Here is a 22,512-nt window from a genome sequence, read left to right on the forward strand (position 1 = left end):
GGAGCCGCCGCAGAACCGTTACGGCTCTGTGGCAACCCGGGGAACCTTACGGACCGCCCTTCCTGGTGTCAACCTCGGGACGGCTCCGGCGTACGGGCGTCCGTCGGGGGCCCATGGCGGTACCTGTCGAAAGTGGGTGGCCCGGCATGCCGTTCGTGCACGGTGGCGGGGGCGGGGTGATGCCTAGGTTCGCCGCATGAACGACGCGATCGTGCACGCAGTCGAGGGGTTCGTCAGTACGCCCTGGGTCCATGTGGCGCTCTTCGCCATCGCCATGCTCGACGGCTTCTTCCCCGTCGTGCCGAGCGAGACGCTGGTGATCACGCTGGGGGTCTTCGCGGCCTCGGACGGGGAGCCGCCGCTGGTGGCGGTGATCCTGGTGGCCGCCGGCGGGGCCTTCGTCGGGGACCACATCTCCTATGCGATCGGGCGAAAGTCCGGGGAACGGGTCTTCGCGCGGCTGCGGGAGGGGAGCCGGGCCCGTCGGGTCCACGACCGGGTGGGGCGGATGCTGGCGGAGCGGGGCGGGCTCGTCCTGGTGGTGGCGCGGTACATCCCGGGCGGGCGGACGGCCGCCACGCTGACCACCGGGGCCACCGGGTATCCGCGGCGGTTGTTCACGCGGTACGACGCCGTGGCGGCGGCGAGCTGGGCGGTGTACTCGGCGTGCCTCGGATATGCGGGCGGCGCCGCGTTCGAGGAGGAGCCGCTGTACGGGGTCGGGCTGGGGCTCGCGCTGGCCTTCACGATCACGCTGGTGCACGAGGGGGTGCGGGCCCTGTGGGTGCGTCGGCGGCGGTGAGCGGGGCCGGTGAGCGGAGCGGGCGGGGCCGGGCGCCCGCCGGCCGGCGCGACCGGTCGGGCGGCGGGGCGGTCGGCGGGGTCGCGTCGGTCGGTCAGCTGCCGAGTTCGCGGCTGCGGTCGCGTGCTGCCTCGATGGCGTCGATGAAGGCGGCGCGGACGCGGTGGTTCTCCAGCTCGCGGATGGCGTTGATGGTGGTGCCGCCGGGCGAGGTGACGTTCTCGCGGAGGGTGACGGGGTGCTCGCCGCTGTCGCGGAGCATGGTGGCGGCGCCGACGGCGGCCTGGACGATCAGCTCGTGGGCCTTGTCGCGCGGGAGGCCGAGCTGGATGCCGGCGTCGGTCATGGCCTCCACGAGGAAGTAGAAGTACGCGGGGCCCGAGCCGGAGAGGGCCGTCGCGGCGTCCTGCTGGGTCTCGGGCAGGCGCAGGGTCTTGCCGACGCCGTTGAAGATCTCCTCGGTGAGGGCGAGGTGGGCCTCCGTCGCGTGGCTCCCGGGGGAGATGACGGACATCGCCTGGTCGACGAGCGCCGGGGTGTTGGGCATGACGCGGACGACCGGGGTGCCTTCCGGGAGGCGGGACTCCAGGGAGCGGGTGGTGATGCCGGCGGCGCCGCTGATCACGAGGCGCTGCGCCGGGACGTGCGGGGCCAGCTCGTCCACCAGGGACGCCATGTCCTGCGGCTTGGGCGTGAGGATGAGGGTGTCGGCCGACTTGGCCGCCTCGGCGTTGTCGACGGGTTCGACGCCGTAGCGCTCGCGGAGTTCGGCGGCGCGCTCCGGGCGGCGGGTGGTGACCAGGAGGCGGGACGGTGACCAGCCGCCCCGGAGCATGCCCGAGAGCAGGGCCTCACCGATCTTTCCGGTACCGAGGACGGCGACTGTCTGGTCGGTCATACGGGGTTTCACCTCGTGCTCATGGCTCGTGGAGTGGGACCGCTGGAGCCATCCTCGCACCGGTGCGGAGGCCTCCGGGGCCGCCGGGAGCGCGGCCGTAGGGCACCTTCCGTAGGTCTGCTGCCGTAGGGGATCCGCCGTACGGCTGGGGGGAGTTCACGCCGTACGGCGGCGGAGGGTGGCGGCGCCGAGGGTGAGGACGAGGAGGGCGCTGCCCGCGACGACGGCGAGGTCGCGGAAGAAGTCGCCGGTGGCGCCGGTGTGGTGCAGGACCTCCGTCATGCCGTCGACGGCGTACGACATGGGCAGGACGTTCGAGAGGCCCTCCAGTACGGGCTGCATGCTGCCCCGGGGTGCGAACAGGCCGCACAGCAGGATCTGCGGGAAGATCACCGCCGGCATGAACTGGACGACCTGGAACTCCGAGGCCGCGAAGGCGGAGACGAACAGGCCCAGTGCGGTGCCCAGCAGGGCGTCGAGGAGGGCGATCACCAGCAGCAGCCAGGGCGATCCGGCGATGTCCAGGTCGAGGAACCAGACAGCCACGGCCGTGGCCAGCGCAGCCTGGGCGACGGCGAGGACGCCGAAGGCGAGGGCGTAGCCGCCGATCAGGTCGGCCTTGGCGAGCGGCATGGACAGCAGGCGCTCCAGCGTGCCGGAGGTGCGTTCGCGCAGGGTCGCGATGGAGGTGACCAGGAACATCGTCACCATCGGGAAGATGCCGAGCAGCGAGGCCCCGATGCTGTCGAAGGAGCGGCGGTCCGCGTCGAAGACGTAGTACAGCAGCACCAGCAGCAGGACCGGGATGAACAGCAGCAGCCCGATCGTGCGGGGGTCGTGGCGCAGTTGGCGCAGGACGCGGCGGGCGGTGGCGAGGGTGCGGGCGGCGCTCATGCCGGGGCCTCCCCGGTGTGCGGTGCGGAAGCGGGCCGGGCGGTCTCGACCAGGGCGAGGAAGGCGTCCTCGACCGTGCGGGTGCCGGTGCGGGCGCGCAGTGCGTCCGGGCTGCCGGCGGCCAGCAGGGTGCCCTCGCGGACGAGGAGGAGCTGTTCGCAGCGGTCGGCCTCGTCCATGACGTGCGAGGAGATCAGGAGGGTGGTGCCGCGGGCGGCGAGGCGGTGGAAGAGGTGCCACAGGTCGCGGCGCAGCACCGGGTCCAGGCCGACGGTGGGCTCGTCGAGCACGAGGAGTTCGGGTGTGCCGAGCAGGGCGACGGCCAGGGAGACGCGGGAGCGCTGGCCGCCGGAGAGGTTTCCGGCGAGGTCGTCGGCGTGGTCGGTGAGGTCGACGTCGGTCAGGGCGCGGTCCACGGCTGCCGGGCGGTCGCGGCGCGGGATGCCGAGGACGGCGGCGTAGTAGTCCAGGTTCTGGCGGGCGGTGAGGTCGGTGTAGACGGACGGGTCCTGGGTGACGTAGCCGACGCGGGAGCGCAGCGGGGGCGCGCCGGCGGGGTGGCCCAGGACGTCGAGGGTGCCGGTGACCTTGGCCTGGGTGCCGACGACGGCGCGGATCAGCGTGGACTTGCCGCTGCCGGAGGGGCCGAGGAGGCCGGTGACGGTGCCGGGCGCCACGTCGAAGGAGAGGGCGTCCAGGACGGTGCGGCGGCCGCGGACGACGGTGAGCGCGCGGGCGTGGACGGCGGGGGCGGCGTCGGAGGCGGTACCGCGCGTGGGATCGGCGGGCGGGGCGGCGGGGGTGGGCGGGGTGCGGTCCGCTGCGGCGTCGCGGTCGGTGCCGGGCGTGGAGTCGGGGTCCGGCCCGGGGTCGGGCGCGCGGGAATTGTTCGTCACGCGGGGAATCATTGGCGGCGGCGTGGGGGCGGGCAAGGGACCTCGCGGCGGGGGCGTGCGCGGGGAGGGCGTACGCGGGAGGCCGGGGGTGAAAGGCGTGCTCCGAGGGCTACGTCCCGGGCACCGGTGCGCCGTACGAGCGAGCAACTCGCCCTGAACAAAATGGGGTTCGGTGTCAACGGAAGGAGATCCATGCGCTCCTCGTCCGCCTCCACTCCGCCCGAACGAGGGACCTCGCGTCCCGGCTCCCCCGGCTCCGAGCGACGGAAGTCCCGCACTTCCGCGAGCTTCCGCGGGCTCCGTTCCGTCTGGAAACCGGGCGTCCTCCGCTCGGATCTGCCCGCTTCGCTCGTCGTCTTCCTCGTGGCCGTGCCGCTGTGCGTCGGGATCGCCGTCGCCTCGGGGGTGCCGCCGGAGCTGGGGCTGGTGACGGGGATCGTCGGCGGCCTGGTGGTGGGGCCGATGCCGGGGAGCAGCTTGCAGGTCAGCGGCCCGGCGGCCGGGCTGACCGTGCTGGTGTACGAGGCCGTACGGACCTATGGACTGCCGGTGCTGGGCGCGCTCGTCCTGGCGGCGGGGCTGTTGCAACTGGCCATGGGGGCGCTGCGGCTGGGCCGGTGGTTCCGGGCCGTCTCGGTGGCGGTGGTGCAGGGGATGCTCGCCGGCATCGGGCTGGTGCTCGTCGCCGGGCAGCTGTACGCGCTCGCCGACGCCGAGGCACCGGGAGCCGGGCTCGCCAATATCGGCGGGCTGCCGACGCTGGCCGGCGACGTGTTCGGGGACCCGGCGGTGCGGACGGCCGCCGCGGTGGGCGTCGGGACGCTGCTGGTGGTGGCGGTGTGGCCGCGGTTGCGGGCCGCGGCGCGGCTGGTGCCGGGGCCGTTGGCCGCGGTGCTGCTGGCGACCGTCGTCGTCGCGGTGTTCGACCTGCCGGTGGCGCGGATCGAGGTGCAGGGGCTCGGCGGCGCCGTCCAGCCGCCGGGCAGCGACGAACTGGCGCGGCTCACGGAACTGGGGGCGCTCGGCACGGTGCTCGCGTTCGCCCTGATCGCCTCCGCCGAGTCGCTGTTCAGCGCGGCGGCCGTGGACCGGATGCACGACGGCCCGCCCACCCGCTACGACCGGGAGCTGATGGCGCAGGGCGCGGGCAACACGGTGTGCGGGTTGCTGGGTGCACTGCCGATGACGGCGGTGATCGTGCGCAGCTCGGCCAATCTGCGCGCCGGGGCCAGGACGAAGCTGTCGCGCGTCCTGCACGGGGTGTGGCTGCTGGCGTTCGTGGTGCTGCTGCCGCAGGTGCTGGGGCTCGTCCCGGTGGCGGCGCTGGCCGGGGTGCTGGTGCACGCGGGCTGGCGGCTGCTGCCGGTGCGGGAGTTCGGCCGGATGTGCCGGGACCGGGCGCAGTGGGGCGAGGCGCTCGTGCTGCTGGTGACGGGCGTGGCGGTGGTGCTGACGAATCTGTTCGAAGGGGTGCTGATCGGGCTGGTGCTGGCGGTGGTCAAGAGCGCGTGGGACACCTCGCAGGTCCATCTGGAGGTGGCCGGGCGGGAGCGGGACGACGGTCCGCTGCGGGTGCGGGTGCTGGGGTACGCCACGTTCCTGCGGCTGCCGCGGCTGCTGGACCAGCTCGCCCAGCTGCCGCCGGAACGGCCCGTCGAGCTGGATCTGTCCGGGCTGCGGCACATGGATCTGGCGTGCCGGACGGCGCTGGAGGAGTGGGCGGAGCGGCGGGCCGCGACCGCGCGGGCCGAGCCGGAGGCGGCCGTGCGGTAGCGGTCCGGGAGGGGTGCGGGAGGGGTGCGGGAGGGGGGTGCGGGAGGGGGGTGCGGGAAGGGGCGGTGCGTCCCTCCCTCCCGGGCCTTCTCCGGAGTGTCCTCCCGGGCGGCTGTCCGGGAGGGAGGAGTGCGACGGGCCGCCGAGGCGGTTGCTCGGCGGCCCGTCTGCGTCGGTCGGTGCCGGTCGGTGCCGGTCTGCGCAAGTCGGAGTGCCCGGGTCAGCCGCGGGTGCGGGCCGGGGGCGTTCCGTCGGGGCGGGGGAAGCCGTCGGCGTCGTGGCCGGGGCGTCGTCCGGTGTCGTGTGCAGGGCCGCGAGCAGGGCCGGGCGCGGTGCCACGAGCAGGACCGGGCTCCGGGCCGGGCGCGGCGGCCTCGTCGGGGCCGGGGTCCGGGGCGGACCGCGGGCCGTGGTGCTGTCCGGGCTGCTGTGCGGTCTGCTGTCCGGGGTGCTGTCCGGGCTGCGCGGCATGTTCCGGGGCGGTGGGGGTGTGTGCGGGGTCGGCCGGGTGGGGGGTGTTCCGGGGTGTGCGGGCGAGCCGGCTGGGCCACCAGACGCGGGCGCCGAGGTCGAGCGCGAGCGCGGGCACCAGGACGGTGCGCACCAGGAAGGTGTCCAGGAGGACGCCGATGCCGACGAGGACGCCCAGTTGGGCCATGGTCACCAGCGGCATCGAGGCGAAGACGGCGAAGGTCGCGGCGAGGACGATGCCCGCCGAGGTGATGACCCCGCCGGTGGAGGCGAGCCCGGTGAGCACGCCCCGGGTGTGGCCGCCCGTGAGGGTCTCCTCGCGGACGCGGGTCATCAGGAAGATGTTGTAGTCGATGCCGAGGGCGACCAGGAAGACGAAGCCCATCAGCGGCAGGGCGCGGTCCACGCCGGCGTATCCGAGCAGGTGCTCGAAGACGAGGTCGGCGGCGCCCAGCGCTCCGAAGTAGGACAGCACGACCGTCGCCAGCAGCATCAGCGGCGCGATCAGCGAGCGCAGCAGCCCGATCAGCACCAGCAGGACGACGGCCAGCACGACCGGGATGACCGTGCGCAGATCCCGGTCGGCGGCCTTCGCGCTGTCCAGCGTCTCCGCCGTCGTGCCGCCCACCAGGGGATCGCCGTCGAGCGGGTCGAGCGCCGTGCGCAGCTTCTCGACCGTGTGTGCGGCGGCCGGGCTGTCGGGGGCGTCCGCCAGGACGACGGGCAGCGAGACGAGCGAGCCGTCCGTGGAGCGCGCCGCCGGGCCGACCGACTCGACGCCGGGCACGTCCGCGGCCACGCGCCGGGCTGTCTCCACGGTGGCCCCGGCGGCCCCGGCTTCAGCGGTATCAGCGGCGTCAGCGGCGTCAGCGGCGTCAGCGGCGTCCGCCTCGATGACGACCGGCGCCGGATCGGAGGCGCCCGAGGGGAAGTGCTCGGAGATCCGCTCCTGCGCCACCACGGACTCGGGCTTGTCCTGGTACATCTCCTCCTGGGTGAGCCCGGTCGTGATGCCGGTGGCGCTCAGCGCCAGCACGGCCGTCGCGCCCACCGACATCAGCCACGACCAGCGCGGACGGCGTGCCAGCCGGACACCGATCCGGTTCCACACCGTGCGCTGCCCGCCCACGGGGGTTCCCGCGCGGGGGACGAACGGCCAGAACACCCGGCGTCCGCACACCACCAGCAGCGCGGGCAGCACCGTCACCATCGCCAGCAGCGCGCACACCACGCCGACGGCGCCGACGAGGCCGAGGGAGCGCGAGGAGTTGATGTCGGCCAGGGCGAGGCAGGCGAGACCGGCGGCGACCGTGCCAGCCGAGGCCAGGATCGCGGGGCCCGAGCGGCGCAGCGCGAGGCGCATGGCGGCGTGCCGGTCGGTGTGCCGGTGGAGCTCCTCGCGGTAGCGGGCGATCAGCAGCAGCGCGTAGTCCGTGCCGACGCCGAACACCAGCACCATGAGGATGCCGGCGCTCTGCGGATCGACGGGCAGCCCCGCCCAGGTGGCCAGCGCGTAGGTCGCCGCCTGGGTGAGGACGGCGGCGAAGCCGACCGACAGCAGCGGCAGCAGCCACAGCAGCGGGCTGCGGTAGGTGAGCAACAGCAGCAGGGCGACAACGGCGCCGGTGGCCAGCATCAGCGTGCTGTCCAGGTCGTCGAACACCTCGATGCTGTCGATGAGCGAGCCGGCGGGGCCGCCGACCGCGGTCTCCAGCCCCGGCGGGGCGTTGGCCGCGGCCACGGTGCGCAGCTCCTCGACCGCGTCGCCGAAGCCGTCGGCCGAGGCCAGCGGGACGACGAGCATCAGGGCGCGGCCGTCCCCGGCCGTGGCCGGGGCGCCGATCCGCTCGCCGGGGGCCACGTGGTCGGCGAAGGCCCGGCGGTCGGCGCGTACCTTGGCGGCGTCCCGGCGGGTCGTGCCGGAGCCGTCGCGGGTGTACACCGCGACCGCGGGGATGATCTCGTCCTTGCCGCGGAACCTCTCCAGCAGGGTGTTGACCTCGGCCGATTCGGCGCCGCGGGGCAGAAAGGCGTTGGGGCCGGTGTCCTCGACCTCGCCGAGCTTTCCCGCCAGCGGCCCGAGGGCGAGGGCGAGAAGCAGCCAGCCGGCGAGGACCAGCCATTTCGTGCGGCTGCCGCCGGGGGCCGTGGCCAGGCGGCGCAGCGCACTGCGGGCAGGCATGGGTAGCCTCCTGTGGTGTGGGTGTGGGTCGCGCGATGGGCTCGCGGAATGGTTCGCACTCACAGCGACGGCCGGGAGTTGCCGCTCCCGGCCGTCCGAGTGCGGGGCGCCGTGCGGCGCCGGTGGATCACTCGATCTCACGCATCATCTTCTCCATCGACGTGATGGACTTCCGCGCCTGCGTCAGCTCCTCGATGCTGCGGCGGTGCAGCTCGACGTTGTCCTCCAGGAGCTGGGCGTACTTCTCGGCGAGGCGCTTGTACTGCTGCTCGCGTGCAGCCAGCATGCGCGCCCGCCAGGTGGCCGCGAGCTGCCAGACGATCACGATCATCAGGACGAAGACGCCCCCGGTACCGAGCGCCGCCGCCCATACGCCGGCCGAGTCCTCGATCCCGGCCGCGGTACTGAGCTGCTCGTTCACGTCGCTCCTTCTTTCTCGTCCCGGGGCGCCGCGCGGGCGGACGCCCCGTCGTCCCCGGTGGCCGGCTCCCGCTGCCGCCGCTCCTGCGTGGCGGAGGACGGCGGCGAGGAGGCCGGCTCCTGATCGGTGAGGGTTTCCGCCGCCCGCGCGACGACCTGGGGCGTCAGCGTGAGGGCGAACGGAGCGACCTCGTAGAACTTCATGGCCTTGCCGTTGTCCGACAGTTCCAGCGACCCGACGACGAGCCCGGCCGCCTCCAGCCGCTGTAGATGCATGTGGAGCAGCGGACGGCTCATGCCGATCTCGCGGGCGAGCCTGCTGACGTAGTTCCGCCCCTCGTGGAGCGCCGCGACGATCCGCATACGGTGCGGATTGCCGAGCGCCGCGAGGGCCTTCAGCAGCTCGTCTCCCGTCGGGGTCTCGATCGCGCTCACCGCGACCCCTCTCTGTCCGGTGCGTAAGAAAAAGCTGACACGTGAAGGAGCGGACTGTCGAGCTTCGCGCGGAGAACTCCGGGGCGGCTCAGGGTTCCCCCTGACACAGCTGCGGGAGGGCCCTGACGGACCCTCCCGCACACCGGCTCGCCTCCCTGTCGGAAGCTCAGCTCTGCTTCTTCTTCCCGGCCTTCTTGCCGGGCTTGCTCCCCGGCTGGTTCCCCGCCTTGTTCCCGGGGTTCCCCGTTTTGTTTCCGGGCTTGTTTCCGGGCTTGTTTCCGGGCTTGTTCCCTGGCTTCTTGCCGGTGCCGTCCTTGCGGCGGCCCGCCGGGTTCCCGGTGCGGGAGGTGCGCAGCCGCTCGTACCGCTCCAGCGCCGCCTCGTACTCGCTCCGGTACAGCTTCTCGCCGGGCGCCTCGACACAGCTGCGCAGCGCGTAGGCGACGAGCACCCCGATGAAACCGATGATCCGGATGCTGCGCATCGACGACTCCGCGGCCACGTCCCGGGAGTCCGGGCGCCGGGTGAAGGAGGTCAGCGTGCGCGAGAACGCCAGCGCACTGCACACCGCGAACGCGATGACGAGCAGGATCGTCGCCCAGCTGCCGATGTCCGCCACGGCCACGCCCTCGTAGGCGAAACGCAGCACGAACGCGCCCGCGACGGCGAGCACCAGGGAACCGGCGGCCAGGCCCGCGCGGCGCAGGAAGTAGCCACCGGAGTGGTCGACCCATGTGGTGCCGTAGAAGCGGATCGGCTCCGGCGCGGGTTCGCTGGGGGTGTTCTTCGGGCTCTGACGCACCCCTCGATTATGGCCGCACGGCTCCGGGCCCCCGGGGGCGGGGAGCCTTCCCCGCCCCCGGGACGGAACCGGGCCGAACCGGAACGGAACCGGCCGGAAGCGCTCAGCCCAGCAGGGAGACGTCGCGGACCGCGCCCCGGTCGGCGCTGGTCGCCATCGCCGCGTACGCGCGCAGCGCCGTGGAGACCTTGCGCTCGCGGGCCTTGGGTGCGTAGGCGCCGGCCAGCGCCTCGCGGCGGGCGGCGAGCTGCTCGTCGGGAACGTTCAGCCGCATCGTGCGCCCGGGGATGTCGATGACGATCTCATCACCGTCCTCGACCAGCGCGATCGCGCCGCCGCCGGCCGCCTCGGGCGAGACATGGCCGATGGACAGCCCCGAAGTACCCCCGGAGAAGCGGCCGTCGGTCACCAGGGCGCACGCCTTGCCCAGGCCCCGGCCCTTGAGGAAGGACGTCGGGTAGAGCATCTCCTGCATACCCGGGCCGCCCTTGGGGCCCTCGTAGCGGATGACGACGACGTCGCCCTCCTTGACCGTCTTGTCCAGGATCTTCTGCACGGCCTCCTCCTGGGACTCGCACACGACGGCGGGCCCGGTGAAGGTGAGGATCGACTCGTCCACGCCGGCGGTCTTCACCACACAGCCGTTCTCGGCGAGGTTGCCGTACAGCACCGCCAGACCGCCCTCGGTGGAGTAGGCGTGCGCCAGATCCCGGATGCAGCCGCCGGCCGCGTCCGTGTCCAGGCTGTCCCACCGCTCCGACTGCGAGAACGCCTCGGCCGAGCGGACACAGCCGGGGGCCGCGTGGAACAGCTCGACGGCCTCGGCGGACGGCGAACCCCCGCGGATGTCCCAGGACTTGAGCCAGTCGGCCAGGCTGTCGGAGTGCACCGCGTGCACGTCCTCGTTGAGCAGGCCGCCGCGGTACAGCTCGCCCAGGATGGCGGGGATGCCGCCGGCGCGGTGCACGTCCTCCATGTAGTACGTGCCGCCCGGGGCGACGTTCGGGGCGACCTTCGCCAGGCAGGGCAGCTGCCGCGAGAGGGCGTCGATGTCCTTCATCGTGAAGTCCAGCTCCGCCTCCTGGGCCGCCGCCAGCAGGTGCAGGATCGTGTTGGTGGAGCCGCCCATGGCGATGTCCAGGGCCATCGCGTTCTCGAACGCGGCGCGCGAGCTGACGCTGCGCGGCAGGACCGTCGCGTCGTCCTGGTCGTAGTAGCGCTCCGCGATCCGGACGACGGTGCGGCCGGCCTCCTCGTACAGGGCGCGGCGCGCGGTGTGGGTGGCCAGCACCGAGCCGTTGCCGGGCAGCGCCAGACCGATGGCCTCGGTGAGGCAGTTCATCGAGTTGGCGGTGAACATGCCGGAACACGAGCCGCAGGTCGGGCAGGCGTTGTCCTCGATACGGCGCAGATCCTCGTCCGAGACCGCCTCGTTCGCCGAGTCGGAGATGGCGGTGATCAGATCCAGCTTGCGGACGGTGCCGTCGACGAGGGTCGTCGTACCGGACTCCATGGGGCCGCCGGAGACGAAGACCGTGGGGATGTTGAGCCGCATGGCGGCCATCAGCATCCCGGGCGTGATCTTGTCGCAGTTGGAGATGCAGATCAGCGCGTCCGCGCAGTGCGCCTCGACCATGTACTCGACGCTGTCCGCGATCAGGTCGCGGGACGGCAGCGAGTAGAGCATCCCGCCGTGGCCCATGGCGATGCCGTCGTCGACCGCGATGGAGTTGAACTCGCGCGGAATCCCGCCGGCCGCCTTGATCGCGTCCGAGACGATACGGCCCACGGGCTGAAGGTGGGTGTGGCCCGGCACGAACTCCGTGAAGCTGTTGGCTACGGCGATGACCGGCTTGCCGAAGTCCTCACGCGCTACACCGGACGCCTGCATGAGGGCACGGGCCCCCGCCATGTTGCGTCCGTGGGTGACGGTGCGGGACCTCAGCTCGGGCATGGCTGCCTCTCCCTTGGTGCGTGCGACCGCGCCGAGCGGCCGGCCGCTGCGGTACTGGAACACTCGACCTTACGCCCGCAGCTCAAGATCCGGACAGGGGGTCCGTATCGTGGACGGCCCCCGCGGTGCCGCACGGCCCCGGCACCGGGCCGGTCAGATGCTGCTGCACCACCGGCGCCGGCCGGCTCCCCCACCGGCATCGGCGCCACCGGCCCGACACCGATCACAGACCGCGGCAGCGCCACACCCACCAGCTGCCCGGCCGCCGGATCGCCCCGCAGCCCGGCATCCGCCACCTCCGCCGCCGCCTTCAGCTCCCGCGCCCCCGGCCCGCTCCCCGCGGCCTCCCGCGCCGGACGGCCCGGACCCCGCCGGGCCCGCTCTGCCGACCGGCCCCGGCGTCCTGCCGCCGGTCGTGGTGCGGCCACCCCTCACCCGTCGGCCCGCCGGAGATGCCCGGGCGCGGTCGCCAGATGCAGCCGGGTGTACGCCAGCGCCTCGGCCAGATCCTCCTCGCGCTCCGCCGCCGACATCGCCCGGCGCGTATTGACCTCCACGACGACATGACCGTCGAACCCGCGGGCCGCCAGCAGCTCCAGCAGCTCCGCGCACGGCTGCGAACCCCGGCCCGGCACCAGATGCTCGTCCTTCGCCGAACCCAGACCGTCCGCGATATGCACATGACCGAGCCGGTCGCCCATGCGCTCGACCATGGCGAGAGTGTCGGTACGCGCCGTCGCCGTGTGCGACAGATCGATGGTGAAGTGCCGGTAGTCGTTCTCCGTCGGATCCCAGTTCGGCGCGTACGCCAGCATCTCCCGGTCCCGGTACCGCCACGGGTACATGTTCTCGACCGCGAACCGCACATCCGTCTCCTCGGCCATGCGCCACACACCGCGCTCGAACTCCCGCGCGTAGGAACGCTGCCAGCGGAACGGCGGATGCACGACGACGGTCGAGGCACCCAGCGTCTCCGCCGCAGCGCGCGCCCTGACCAGCTTCGCCCACGGATCCGTCGACCAGACCCGCTGCGTGATCAACAGACACGGTGCGTGCACGGCCAGGATCGGCACACCGTGGAAATCGGACAGCCTGCGCAACGCCTCCACGTCCTGACTGACCGGGTCCGTCCACACCATGACCTCGACACCGTCATAGCCGAGACGCGCGGCGATCTCGAAAGCGGCCGCCGTCGACTCCGGATACACGGACGCCGTCGACAGCGCCACCTTCGCCACGGGGACGCGCACGGTTCGCTCGGACACGACAGCCAGCCTAAGACGCAGGCCGGGGCGGGCGGCCGCGAGCGGGGGCGATGTGCGCTGTCACACCCGGGGTGCCCGGGGTGCCCGGGTGCCCCGGTTGCCTGGGCGCCCGGCTGTCGGTGGTGTTTGTGGCTGTTACGTGCCTGGGGCCTCGCCGATGCGTCGCCGTTCTCTGGCGTGGCCCCGGCAGGGTTCACGCTTTTCGGGTGTTTGAGGCGGGGCGGGGCGTGCGGTGGCGGCAGCCTGGGCCGGGGTGAAGCGGGGCGGGGTAGGGTTTTCGCAGGTCAGGTGGTGGCGGGCGGTGGGCGCGGCTTCCTTGATGGGTGGGCCCATCCCTCGACACCCCCTACCCCACCCCACCCAACCCCCCCAACCTCCGCAGGATCACCCCTTCCCGCAGCGCCCAGGGGCAGATCTCCAGTCGGGTCACGCCGAACAGGTCCATGGCGCCCTCCGCCACCAGCGCCCCGGCGACGAGCTGCCGCGCCCGTCCTTCCGAGACGCCGGGCAGCTGCGCCCGCTCCTCCGCCGTCATGGCCGCCAGCTTCGGCACCCACTCCTCCAGCGAGCCGCGGTCCAGCTCACGCTGCGCGTTCTGCCCCTCACCCGAGCCGGGCGCGCCGGCGATCCGGGCGAGCTGTTTGAACGTCTTGGACGTGCCGACGACATGGTCCGGCGGCCCGAGCCGGCTGAACTCCCCGACGACACGGGCGATCTCGGCACGCACATGACGGCGCAGGTCCCGCACATCCCCCTGCTCGGGCGGGTCGCCGGGCAGCCGCGCCGAGGTGAGCCGGCCGGCTCCGAGGGGCAGCGAGGCCACCGCGTCCGGCTCCTCGTCGAGGCCGTAGGCGATCTCCAGGGAGCCACCGCCGATGTCGAGCACCAGCAGCCGCCCCGCCGACCAGCCGAACCAGCGCCGCACCGCGAGGAACGTCAGCCGCGCCTCGTCGGCCCCGGAGAGCACCTCCAGTTCGATGCCGGTGTCCTGGGCGACGCGGTCGAGCACTTCTTCCGCGTTGGACGCCTCGCGCACCGCGGAGGTCGCGAACGGCAGCAGTTCCTCGACGCCCTTGTCCTCCGAGATGCGGCGGGCCTGGGTCAGCGTCGAGGAGATCCGGACGATGCCCTCCTCGCTGATCGCCCCGTCGGCGTCGAGGAGTTCGGCGAGTTTGAGGGTCTCCTTGTGGGAGTACGCGGGCAGCGGCCGTGCGCCGGGGTGCGCGTCGACCACGAGCAGGTGGACGGTGTTCGAGCCCACGTCCAGGACACCGAGTCTCATGACAGCACGCTAGCCCCCTCCGCCGGAGCCCGCCGAAGCGGAGCAGCAGGCTCCGTGGCAAGGTGCGGCGTGTGGGGGCGTTCGGACGTGCCCCGTACGCTGGGCGCGTGGGTATGACGAAAGCGGCGAAGCGTAAGAACCAGGGCGACGCCCGCGGGGCGCGGACCGCATCCGCGGCGCCCCCGGCGCGCGACGAGGAGACGGGGCTCGATTTCACGCGCGCCTGGGTCGAGTTCCCGGACCCGGCCGATGACGAGCAGGTCTTCCGCTGCGATCTGACCTGGCTGACGTCCCGCTGGAACTGCATCTTCGGCCGCGGCTGCCAGGGCATCACCGCGGGCCGCGCCTCCGACGGCTGCTGCACCCTCGGTGCGCACTTCTCCGACGAGGACGACGAGAAGCGGGTCGCCGAACACGTGGCGAAACTCACGCCCGAGACGTGGCAGTTCCACGATGTCGGCACAGGACCGCTCGGCTGGGTCGAGGAGAACGACGAGACCGACGAGGACGGCCGGCCCGAGCGGCAGACCCGGCGCTGGCAGGGCGCCTGCATCTTCAACAACCGGCCCGGGTTCCCCGGCGGCGCGGGCTGCGCGCTGCACACCCTGGCGCTGCGCGAGGGCCGCGAGCCGCTGGAGACCAAGCCGGACGTGTGCTGGCAGGTCCCGGTCCGCCGCACCTTCGAGTGGGTGGAGCGGCCGGACGGTGAAGAGGTGCTGTACGTCTCGATCGGCGAGTACGACCGCAGGGGCTGGGGTCCCGGCGGCCACGATCTGCACTGGTGGTGCACGTCGGCTCCCTCCGCACACGGGGCGGGCGAGCCGGTCTACGTCTCCTACCGCGCGGAGCTGACGGAGCTGATGGGCGAGGCCGGCTACGCACGTCTGGCCGAGCTGTGCGAGGAACGCCTCTCCTCCCAACTGCCCCTGCTGGCCCCGCACCCGGCGGACCCGCCCCGGGCCCAGGCACCCGCCCGGGCCTCGACGGACGAGACGGCTCCGGCAGCCCCGACGGACAGGACGGACGGTACGGACGAGACGCCCCCCGGCCCTGACACCGCCGCAGGCACCGCCCCGACCGCGAACTGAGCCGCCCTGCCGCCCCGCACACGCCCGCGGGCCGGGCCCGCCGTAACAACAGGACGCACCAACCGGGCCCCGCCGCTCCACGGCCGCGCAGCCGCACGACTGCACAACCCCCGGCGCACGGTGCCGGTCCGCTCGCCACGGCGGTCCTCAGCGCGCCGGGCCGCTCGCGACCGTCCGCGCCTGCGCGTCGCCGGCGCCCTCCGGCAGCGACGACGCGGGCGTCCCCGGGGCGGGCCCGGACGGTGAGGCCGACGGGGACGGACCCGCGGCCCCCGGAGGCCGGGGCGGTCCGGCCGGCGCCGCCCGGTCGGCGTCCCCGGACAGCGTGACGACGGACCCCGCGGGCTCCACCCGCACCCGGCTCCGCCACGCCGATTCCGGCGCACGTTTGCGGTCCACCGCCACCCGCACCGCGGCCCGCTCCCCCGGCCGCAGCTGCCCGGCCGAGCGGCTCAGCGCCAGCCACGGTTCGTCCGCCGCCACCGTCCACCTCACCGGCCCGTCCGCCGTGGCCGTCAGCGTGAGCAGGGCGCCACCGGCCAGCGGCTCGGCGGCCACCGACAGCCGCCCCTCCCCCGCCCGCGCCGCCCGCGGATGTTCGACCGAGACGCCGATCCCGCCGCGCAGCGCCCGGCCGCCCGCGCCGTACGGATGCGTACGGGAGCGGTCCACGCGCCCGGCCTTCTCGTACTCGTCCGACGGCTTGCCGTCCGGCTCGCCCGCGGCGGGCCGTCCGCCGTCCTCCTCCGCCGCGACGGAACGGTCCGCCTGCGGCTCGCCGACGACCGGGCCGCCCCGGTAGGCCGCCCACAGCGCGAGCACCGGAGCCGCGAGGACGCTGGCGACCAGCGTGGTGGTGACGGCCCTGCTGCGCAGTAGTTCGCGGCGGACCGCACGGTCCTTGTCCGGCACCGGGAAGCCCGCCCTGTCGAACCGGGGCGCACGCTGCGCCCGCGCCCTGCGCACCAGTGCCGCCGCCGCCCGTACATCCGGCCGCGGCGCCCGGAGCAGGGGCAGCGCCGCCGCCACCGGCGCCGTGCCCGGCCAGGAGACCCCGGCCATGGCGCGCTCCGCCGCCCGCCGGCAGCGGGGGCACTCGTCGACGTGCCGCACCAGCTCGCCGCGCAGCGCCGTCCCCAGCAGTAGCCGGTCGTCCCCGGCGAGCCGGGAGACGGCCGGGCAGCCCCCGGACTCGACGACGGAGAGCGCGGCGCGGGTGCGTTCGACCTCGCAGGCGGCGTGTGCGAGCAGTTCCTCGGCGGCGTCCTCGGGCAGCCCGAGGACGGTGCCGATCTCCGCCACGGGCAGCCGGTGCCGCACGGACAGCTCCAGCGCCTCCCGCTGCTCGGGGGAGGTCCCGGCGGCCTCCGGCCAGGCCAGGGCGGCCAGTTCCCGCCGTCGGCGCGCCCGCACCGCCTCCGTCCCGGAGGCCGCCGGTCCGGACACGGAAACGGCCGCGGCCCCCGAGGCCGGCCGGGGCGGCACCGGCGCCGAGGAGGACGAGCGGGGCGCCGCGGCCGGCGAAGCAGGGGCGGCGGCGGTGGTCGCGGCGGTGCCCGGTGCGTGCCGTGCCGCGGGGGAAACCGGCGCTGCGGAGCTGTTCCACGGGGCGTGAGGCGCGGCGGGGGCGTCCGCTGTGGCTCCGGGCGCCCCTCCGCGTTGACGTTTCAGCACGGGCCCCGGCCCGGCGGTCCGCTCCCGCGCGCCCCGCTCGGCCGGCCGGCCGAGGACGGCCGGCGGTGCCTCCTCCTCCGGCCCGGCGGGCGCCGAGACCAGCTCCCGCGCCTTCGCCCTCCGGTCGGCCAGCCGACGTGTGCACGTCCAGCGCGCGAGGGCGTACAGCCACGGGCGCAGGGACTGCGGATCCGCGGGAACACGCCCCCGTTCGCGCTGCCGGCCGGCGAGGGCGAGCGCTTCCCCCACCGCCGCGATGGCCGCCTCGTGCTCGCACAGCACCGAGAGGCAGTACGTGAACAGGCCGTCCAGATACGGCTCGTCGCCCTCGCGGTGCGTCGGCTCGTCCTCCGGGTGCGCGGGGGGTGCGCCGGTGGAGTTCGTGGGGTGCTCGCGCCTGCTCGTCATCACCCCGGCGACGGTAGGCGGATGATGGCGCTTTACCGGACCCGCTGGGACGGGATTACTTCCTTCGGGTGTTGTTGTCCGCCAAAAGGGGACTTCCTGTGCGAGTTCGGCGACGAATCGGGCGGTTCATGAGGCATGCGGCGCGCGCTCGGCGCACACCCCCCGGGACCCCCGACGGCGCACACGGCCCGCCCCGCACCCGCCCCCGCACACCGCTGGCCCCCGGTGCCGGAGCCGGGCGGACGCACGGGCGGCGACGGGGCTGTCGGGCGGCGGCTATACGGTGACCGGCATGGCTGCCCGAAAGTCGTCCACGAAGGACCGTCCCTCCTACCGCTGCACCGAGTGCGGCTGGCAGACCGTGAAGTGGCTGGGCCGCTGCCCGGAGTGCCAGTCCTGGGGCACGGTCGAGGAGGCGGGCGCCGCCTCCGTCGTGCACACCACGACAGCGGGCCGGGTCTCCGCGCCGGCGCTGCCGATCGGCCAGGTCGACGGCGCGCAGGCCACCGCGCGCGGCACCGGCGTCCCGGAGCTGGACCGTGTGCTGGGCGGCGGCCTGGTGCCGGGCGCCGTGGTGCTCCTCGCCGGCGAACCGGGGGTCGGCAAGTCCACGCTGCTGCTGGACGTGGCGGCCAAGGCGGCCGGCGGGACGCACCGCACGCTCTATGTGACGGGCGAGGAGTCGGCCGGGCAGGTGCGGCTGCGCGCCGACCGCATCGGCGCGCTCAGCGACGATCTGTATCTGGCGGCCGAGACGGACCTGTCGGCGGTGCTGGGCCATCTCGACGAGGTGAAGCCCTCGCTGCTGGTGCTCGACTCGGTGCAGACGGTGGCCTCGCCCGAGATCGACGGCGCGCCCGGCGGGATGGCGCAGGTGCGCGAGGTCGCGGGCGCGCTGATCCGGGCGTCGAAGGAGCGCGGCATGTCCACGCTGCTGGTCGGCCATGTCACCAAGGAGGGCTCGATCGCCGGCCCGCGGCTGCTGGAGCATCTCGTCGACGTGGTCCTCCAGTTCGAGGGCGACAGACATGCCCGGCTGCGGCTGGTGCGCGGGGTGAAGAACCGCTACGGGGCCACCGACGAGGTGGGCTGCTTCGAGCTGCACGACGAGGGCATCACCGGCCTCGCCGACCCGTCGGGGCTGTTTCTGACGCGCCGCGACGAGCCGGTGCCCGGCACCTGTCTGACGGTGGCCCTGGAGGGCAGGCGTCCGCTGGTCGCCGAGGTGCAGGCGCTGACGGTCGACAGCCAGATCCCCTCCCCGCGGCGCACCACCTCCGGCCTGGAGAACTCCCGGGTGTCGATGATGCTGGCGGTGCTGGAGCAGCGCGGCCGGATCGCGGCCCTGGGCAAGCGGGACATCTACAGCGCGACGGTCGGCGGGGTGAAGCTGTCGGAGCCCGCGGGCGATCTGGCCGTCGCGCTCGCGCTGGCCAGCGCGGCGAGCGACACTCCGCTGCCGAAGAATCTGGTGGCGATCGGCGAGGTCGGCCTGGCGGGCGAGGTGCGCCGGGTCACGGGTGTGCAGCGGCGGCTGTCGGAGGCCGCCCGGCTCGGCTTCACCCACGCGCTGGTCCCGGCCGACCCGGGCCGCATTCCCGACGGGATGCGGGTGCTGGAGGTCGCCGATGTGGGGGAGGCGCTCCGCGTCCTGCCGAGCCGCCCGGCCCGCGGCGCCCCGGCAACGGCGCAGGGCTGAGCCCCGCGGTGCTTCCCGTACACCGGCACCGGCGCGGCGGGGCCGGTGTGCGGCGCCGGTAGACTTTGCCCCGGTCTCGACCGACCACCGGGCACCACGGGGGACCGCGTGACGGCACCGAGGGGGGAACCGGTCACGGGCGTTCGCCGGGGTGGTCGAGCAATCGCCGACAGGCACCCGCACGACCGAAGGAGTGCAGTGGCAGCCAACGACCGGGCAGCGGTCCCCGGCAGGGCCGAGGGGGCGTCCGGCCTGATGCGCGCCTCGCTGAGCGCGGTGGCGCCCGGCACGGCCCTGCGGGACGGGCTGGAGAGGGTTCTGCGCGGGAACACCGGCGGGCTCATCGTCCTCGGCATGGACAAGACCGTCGAAGCCCTGTGCACCGGCGGCTTCGTGCTCGATGTGGACTTCAGCGCGACCCGCCTGCGGGAACTGTGCAAGCTGGACGGGGCGCTCATCCTCGACAAGGACATCTCGAAGATCGTCCGCGCCGGTGTGCAGCTCGTGCCGGACGCCTCCATCGAGACGGAGGAGACCGGCACCCGGCACCGCACGGCGCAGCGCGTCTCCATCCAGACGGGTTTCCCCGTGGTCTCCGTCAGCCAGTCGATGCGGCTGATCGCCCTCTATGTGGAGGGCCAGCGCCGCGTCCTGGAGGACTCGGCGGCGATCCTCTCCCGCGCCAACCAGGCCCTGGCCACCCTGGAGCGCTACAAGCTGCGGCTGGACGAGGTGGCCGGCACCCTCTCGGCGCTGGAGATCGAGGATCTGGTGACGGTCCGGGACGTCACCGCCGTCGCCCAGCGGCTGGAGATGGTGCGGCGGATCGCCACGGAGATCGCCGAGTACGTCGTCGAACTGGGCACGGACGGGCGGCTGCTCTCCCTTCAGCTCGACGAGCTGATCGCGGGCGTCGAGCCCGAGCGGGAACTGGTCGTCCGCGACTACGTGCCGCAGACGGGCGGTTCGGGCCGGCGGGTGCGCACCGTGCCCGAGGCACTCAGCGAACTGGACCGGCTCTCCCACTCCGAGCTGCTCGAACTGCCCACCGTGGCCCGCGCCCTGGGCTACAGCGGTGCGCCCGAGACGCTGGACTCGGCGGTCTCGCCGCGCGGCTTCCGGCTGCTGGCCAAGGTGCCGCGGCTGCCGGGGACGATCATCGACCGGCTCGTGGACCACTTCGGCGGCCTGCAAAAGCTGCTCGCCGCCAGCGTGGACGATCTCCAGGCCGTGGAGGGCGTGGGCGAGGCCCGGGCCCGCTCGGTCCGTGAGGGCCTCTCGCGCCTCGCCGAGTCGTCCATCCTCGAACGCTACGTCTGACCCCTCACGCGTCCGGCTCCCGCGCCCGCCGGGGCGCCGCGCCCGGGCCCGCTCCCGCGTCCGGCGCGGCGGCCCGCTCAACCCTCCAGCGTGAAGCGGGTCTTGACCGGCTCGAAGCCCTTGACGTCGACCGCGATCCGGTAGGTGCCGTCCTTCGCCTTCTCGAAGGTGGACGTGCCGCAGTTGGCGGCGCTGGCCTTGCGGTACCAGGTGAGCGTGAACGTCGCCGAGCCGTCCGCCGGCACCCGGCGCAGCAGCGGCTTCTTGCTGGGCGGACAGTCGTCGGACGCCCAGAACTTGGCGTCGTCCGGGTTGGTGATCGTCACGACCGTCGCGGTGCGGCCGAGATCGATCTTGCAGTCGCTGCCGCCCTTGTTGACGGCCTTGAGCTTGAACTTGGGCTTCTGGTCGGGCCCGTAGCTCTTCCGCACGCTGCGCAGATGCAGCTCGACATCGGACTTCGCACAGTCCGCCGTGGAGGGCGCGGCGGGCACCGCGGCCCCGCCGCCCCCGGAACCACCCGAGCCCGAGCCACCGGAGGACGCGCCGCCGTCACCGGACGAGCCCGTCGAGCCGCCCGTAGCGGCGCCCCATCCGCTGCCCCCGGCCGAGGACTGGTCGTCGTCCTGCCCGGAGCCCGCGCCGCCGGAGCCGCCCGCGCCCGAGGACGAGCCGTCGGCCCCGCCGTCCTCCTCGTCCCGCCCGCCGGGGCGGTCGCTGATGGCCGGGCCGGGATCCGTCGGCCCGGGGGTGATCGTGCTCGCGGGGCCGCCGCCCTTGCCGCCGCTCTTGCCTTCGTTGCGCGCACCGTCGTCGCCGCCGAGCCGGGTCACCGCCCAGACGGTGAGCAGGACCAGCAGCACCAGGACGGCAAGAGCAACTGCCCTCCGTCGCCAGTAGATGGAGGAGGGAAGCGGCCCGATCGGATTGCGCAGAGATCCCACGCGAAAACCTTACGAGACATCAGAGGGACGGCAGACCCGTACCCGTCACAGGGTTCGTCAATTGTTGTGATGAGCGGCAACCGCCTGTGGATCATTGCCGAGGGCTCACAACGGTGCGTACAGGGGCACTTGCTCTGGGTGAACAACGCCGTGTGCGCCGGGTACGGGCGTTCGCGCCGCGTGTGCGTTTTCCGGATGTCGGACGCCGTGCCAGGATCGGTCGTGCCATGACTGCGACCACCGAGACCTCAGCCGCAGCGGTCGGACAGAGCCCTGCCGCCGCCGACCGTCCCGCCGAAGCCGGCGCCGAAGCCGACGCCGTCGACCCCGCGCTGCGCCGGACGGCGCGCGCCCTGCACGCCCCCGTTGTCGACTGGTTCGCCGCGCACGCCCGCGACCTGCCCTGGCGCCGCCCCGAGGCGGGCGCGTGGGGCGTCATGGTCAGCGAGTTCATGCTCCAGCAGACCCCCGTGAACCGCGTACTACCGGTGTACGAGGAGTGGATGGAGCGCTGGCCGCGCCCGGCCGACCTGGCCGCCGAGGCCCCGGGCGAGGCCGTACGGGCCTGGGGCCGCCTGGGCTATCCGCGTCGCGCGCTGCGCCTGCACGGGGCGGCGAAGGCCATAGCGGAACGGCACGGCGGCGAGGTGCCGGGCGAGCACGCGCAGTTGCTGGCCCTGCCCGGCGTCGGGGAGTACACGGCGGCCGCCGTCGTCTCCTTCGCCTACGGCAGGCGGCACGCGGTGCTCGACACCAACGTCCGCCGCGTCTTCGCACGGGCCGTGACCGGGCAGCAGTACCCGCCGAACGCGACCACCGCCGCCGAACGCAGGCTCGCCCGGGCGCTGTTGCCCGAGGACGACGGGACGGCCTCCCGCTGGGCCGCGGCGACGATGGAGCTGGGCGCGCTGGTGTGCACGGCCCGCTCTCCGCAGTGCGGGCGGTGCCCGATCGCCGCGCAGTGTGCCTGGCAGCTGGCCGGCGCCCCGGAGCACCAGGGCCCGGCCCGCCGCACCCAGTCGTATGCCGGGACGGACCGGCAGGTGCGGGGGCGGCTGCTCGCCGTGCTGCGCGCCTCGAAGGAGCCGGTGCCGCAGAGCGACCTCGACCAGGTGTGGCACGAGCCGGTGCAGCGGGCCCGGGCCCTGGACGGCCTGGTGGCCGACGGGCTGGTCGAACCGCTCGACGGCGGCCGCTTCCGGCTGCCGCTCACCTGAACCCGCCACGCGGCGCCGGTGGTTGTACCGGCGCCGGCGGGCGGACGGCGAACCGGGGCACGAAGGGCGCGGGTGACCGGTGGAGACG

General features: G+C 74.1%; 17 protein-coding genes and 1 pseudogene. 6 read left to right on the plus strand and 12 right to left on the minus strand.

Going from position 1 to position 22,512, the window contains the following annotated elements:
* Positions 1-196: 196 nt before the first annotated feature.
* Positions 197-802 carry a DedA family protein gene (locus SCA03_RS30665; RefSeq protein WP_086818455.1) on the plus strand — a complete coding sequence of 202 codons (606 nt, stop codon included), beginning with the start codon at positions 197-199 and terminating at the stop codon, positions 800-802.
* Between the two features lie 94 nt (positions 803-896).
* On the opposite strand, the gene proC is transcribed toward SCA03_RS30665, so the two are convergent.
* The 3 genes from proC to SCA03_RS30680 form a co-directional block, all read right to left on the minus strand.
* Positions 897-1,700 (minus strand): pyrroline-5-carboxylate reductase, encoded by an 804-nt coding sequence (proC, locus tag SCA03_RS30670; RefSeq protein ID WP_030892782.1) that lies wholly within the window; start codon positions 1,698-1,700, stop codon positions 897-899.
* 156 nt (positions 1,701-1,856) lie between these two features.
* Positions 1,857-2,594 carry an ABC transporter permease gene (locus SCA03_RS30675; protein ID WP_086818147.1) on the minus strand — a complete coding sequence of 246 codons (738 nt, stop codon included), beginning with the start codon at positions 2,592-2,594 and terminating at the stop codon, positions 1,857-1,859.
* Complete coding sequence (locus SCA03_RS30680; protein WP_063767506.1) at positions 2,591-3,292, minus strand: ABC transporter ATP-binding protein; 702 nt, start codon at positions 3,290-3,292, stop codon at positions 2,591-2,593. The genes SCA03_RS30675 and SCA03_RS30680 overlap by 4 nt, the downstream gene beginning before the upstream one ends.
* Positions 3,293-3,682: 390 nt before the next feature.
* Between SCA03_RS30680 and SCA03_RS30685 the strand changes: the two genes are divergently transcribed.
* Complete coding sequence (locus tag SCA03_RS30685) at positions 3,683-5,263, plus strand: SulP family inorganic anion transporter (RefSeq protein WP_141275772.1); 1,581 nt, start codon at positions 3,683-3,685, stop codon at positions 5,261-5,263.
* Between the two features lie 220 nt (positions 5,264-5,483).
* Here SCA03_RS30685 and SCA03_RS30690 read toward each other — a convergent pair whose 3' ends face one another.
* From SCA03_RS30690 to SCA03_RS30725, 7 genes and pseudogenes are all read right to left on the minus strand, one after another.
* Entirely contained in the window at positions 5,484-7,916 is a 2,433-nt protein-coding gene (locus SCA03_RS30690; RefSeq protein WP_141275773.1) for an MMPL family transporter, read from the minus strand.
* Between the two features lie 127 nt (positions 7,917-8,043).
* Positions 8,044-8,337: a hypothetical protein gene (locus SCA03_RS30695; RefSeq protein ID WP_030892453.1), complete on the minus strand. Its 294-nt coding sequence runs from the start codon at positions 8,335-8,337 to the stop codon at positions 8,044-8,046.
* Positions 8,334-8,771: an ArsR/SmtB family transcription factor gene (locus tag SCA03_RS30700; protein WP_078874156.1), complete on the minus strand. Its 438-nt coding sequence runs from the start codon at positions 8,769-8,771 to the stop codon at positions 8,334-8,336. The genes SCA03_RS30695 and SCA03_RS30700 overlap by 4 nt, the downstream gene beginning before the upstream one ends.
* Positions 8,772-9,084: 313 nt before the next feature.
* Positions 9,085-9,573, minus strand: a pseudogene (locus tag SCA03_RS30705) (hypothetical protein); the annotation flags it as partial.
* Between the two features lie 103 nt (positions 9,574-9,676).
* Positions 9,677-11,527 (minus strand): dihydroxy-acid dehydratase, encoded by a 1,851-nt coding sequence (ilvD, locus tag SCA03_RS30710; protein WP_030892463.1) that lies wholly within the window; start codon positions 11,525-11,527, stop codon positions 9,677-9,679.
* 431 nt (positions 11,528-11,958) lie between these two features.
* A complete protein-coding gene (locus SCA03_RS30720) occupies positions 11,959-12,792 on the minus strand; it encodes a sugar phosphate isomerase/epimerase family protein (RefSeq protein ID WP_141275775.1) in 834 nt (277 codons plus the stop codon).
* Positions 12,793-13,138: 346 nt separating this feature from the next.
* Positions 13,139-14,074 carry a Ppx/GppA family phosphatase gene (locus tag SCA03_RS30725; protein ID WP_141275776.1) on the minus strand — a complete coding sequence of 312 codons (936 nt, stop codon included), beginning with the start codon at positions 14,072-14,074 and terminating at the stop codon, positions 13,139-13,141.
* Between the two features lie 113 nt (positions 14,075-14,187).
* Between SCA03_RS30725 and SCA03_RS30730 the strand changes: the two genes are divergently transcribed.
* The gene (locus SCA03_RS30730) at positions 14,188-15,162 is read left to right on the plus strand and encodes a DUF3109 family protein (RefSeq protein ID WP_230989018.1); all 975 of its coding nucleotides are present in this window, start codon (positions 14,188-14,190) and stop codon (positions 15,160-15,162) included.
* A 147-nt stretch (positions 15,163-15,309) separates the two neighbouring features.
* Here the strand turns inward: SCA03_RS30730 and SCA03_RS30735 are convergent, their stop codons facing one another.
* Positions 15,310-17,244 (minus strand): hypothetical protein, encoded by a 1,935-nt coding sequence (locus tag SCA03_RS30735; RefSeq protein WP_141275777.1) that lies wholly within the window; start codon positions 17,242-17,244, stop codon positions 15,310-15,312.
* A 292-nt stretch (positions 17,245-17,536) separates the two neighbouring features.
* Here SCA03_RS30735 and radA point away from each other — a divergent pair, with 292 nt between their 5' ends.
* Both radA and disA read left to right on the plus strand, forming a co-directional pair.
* A complete protein-coding gene (gene radA, locus SCA03_RS30740) occupies positions 17,537-18,943 on the plus strand; it encodes a DNA repair protein RadA (protein WP_030889307.1) in 1,407 nt (468 codons plus the stop codon).
* A 198-nt stretch (positions 18,944-19,141) separates the two neighbouring features.
* Positions 19,142-20,263, plus strand: coding sequence for a DNA integrity scanning diadenylate cyclase DisA (gene disA, locus SCA03_RS30745; RefSeq protein ID WP_030889310.1), 1,122 nt, complete (start codon positions 19,142-19,144; stop codon positions 20,261-20,263).
* A 77-nt stretch (positions 20,264-20,340) separates the two neighbouring features.
* On the opposite strand, the gene SCA03_RS30750 is transcribed toward disA, so the two are convergent.
* Positions 20,341-21,207 carry a hypothetical protein gene (locus SCA03_RS30750; protein ID WP_030889313.1) on the minus strand — a complete coding sequence of 289 codons (867 nt, stop codon included), beginning with the start codon at positions 21,205-21,207 and terminating at the stop codon, positions 20,341-20,343.
* 227 nt (positions 21,208-21,434) lie between these two features.
* Here SCA03_RS30750 and SCA03_RS30755 point away from each other — a divergent pair, with 227 nt between their 5' ends.
* Complete coding sequence (locus tag SCA03_RS30755) at positions 21,435-22,424, plus strand: iron-sulfur binding domain-containing protein (protein WP_030889317.1); 990 nt, start codon at positions 21,435-21,437, stop codon at positions 22,422-22,424.
* Positions 22,425-22,512: the final 88 nt, after the last annotated feature.

The sequence above is a fragment of the Streptomyces cacaoi genome (assembly GCF_006539165.1).
GTDB lineage: Bacteria > Actinomycetota > Actinomycetes > Streptomycetales > Streptomycetaceae > Streptomyces > Streptomyces cacaoi.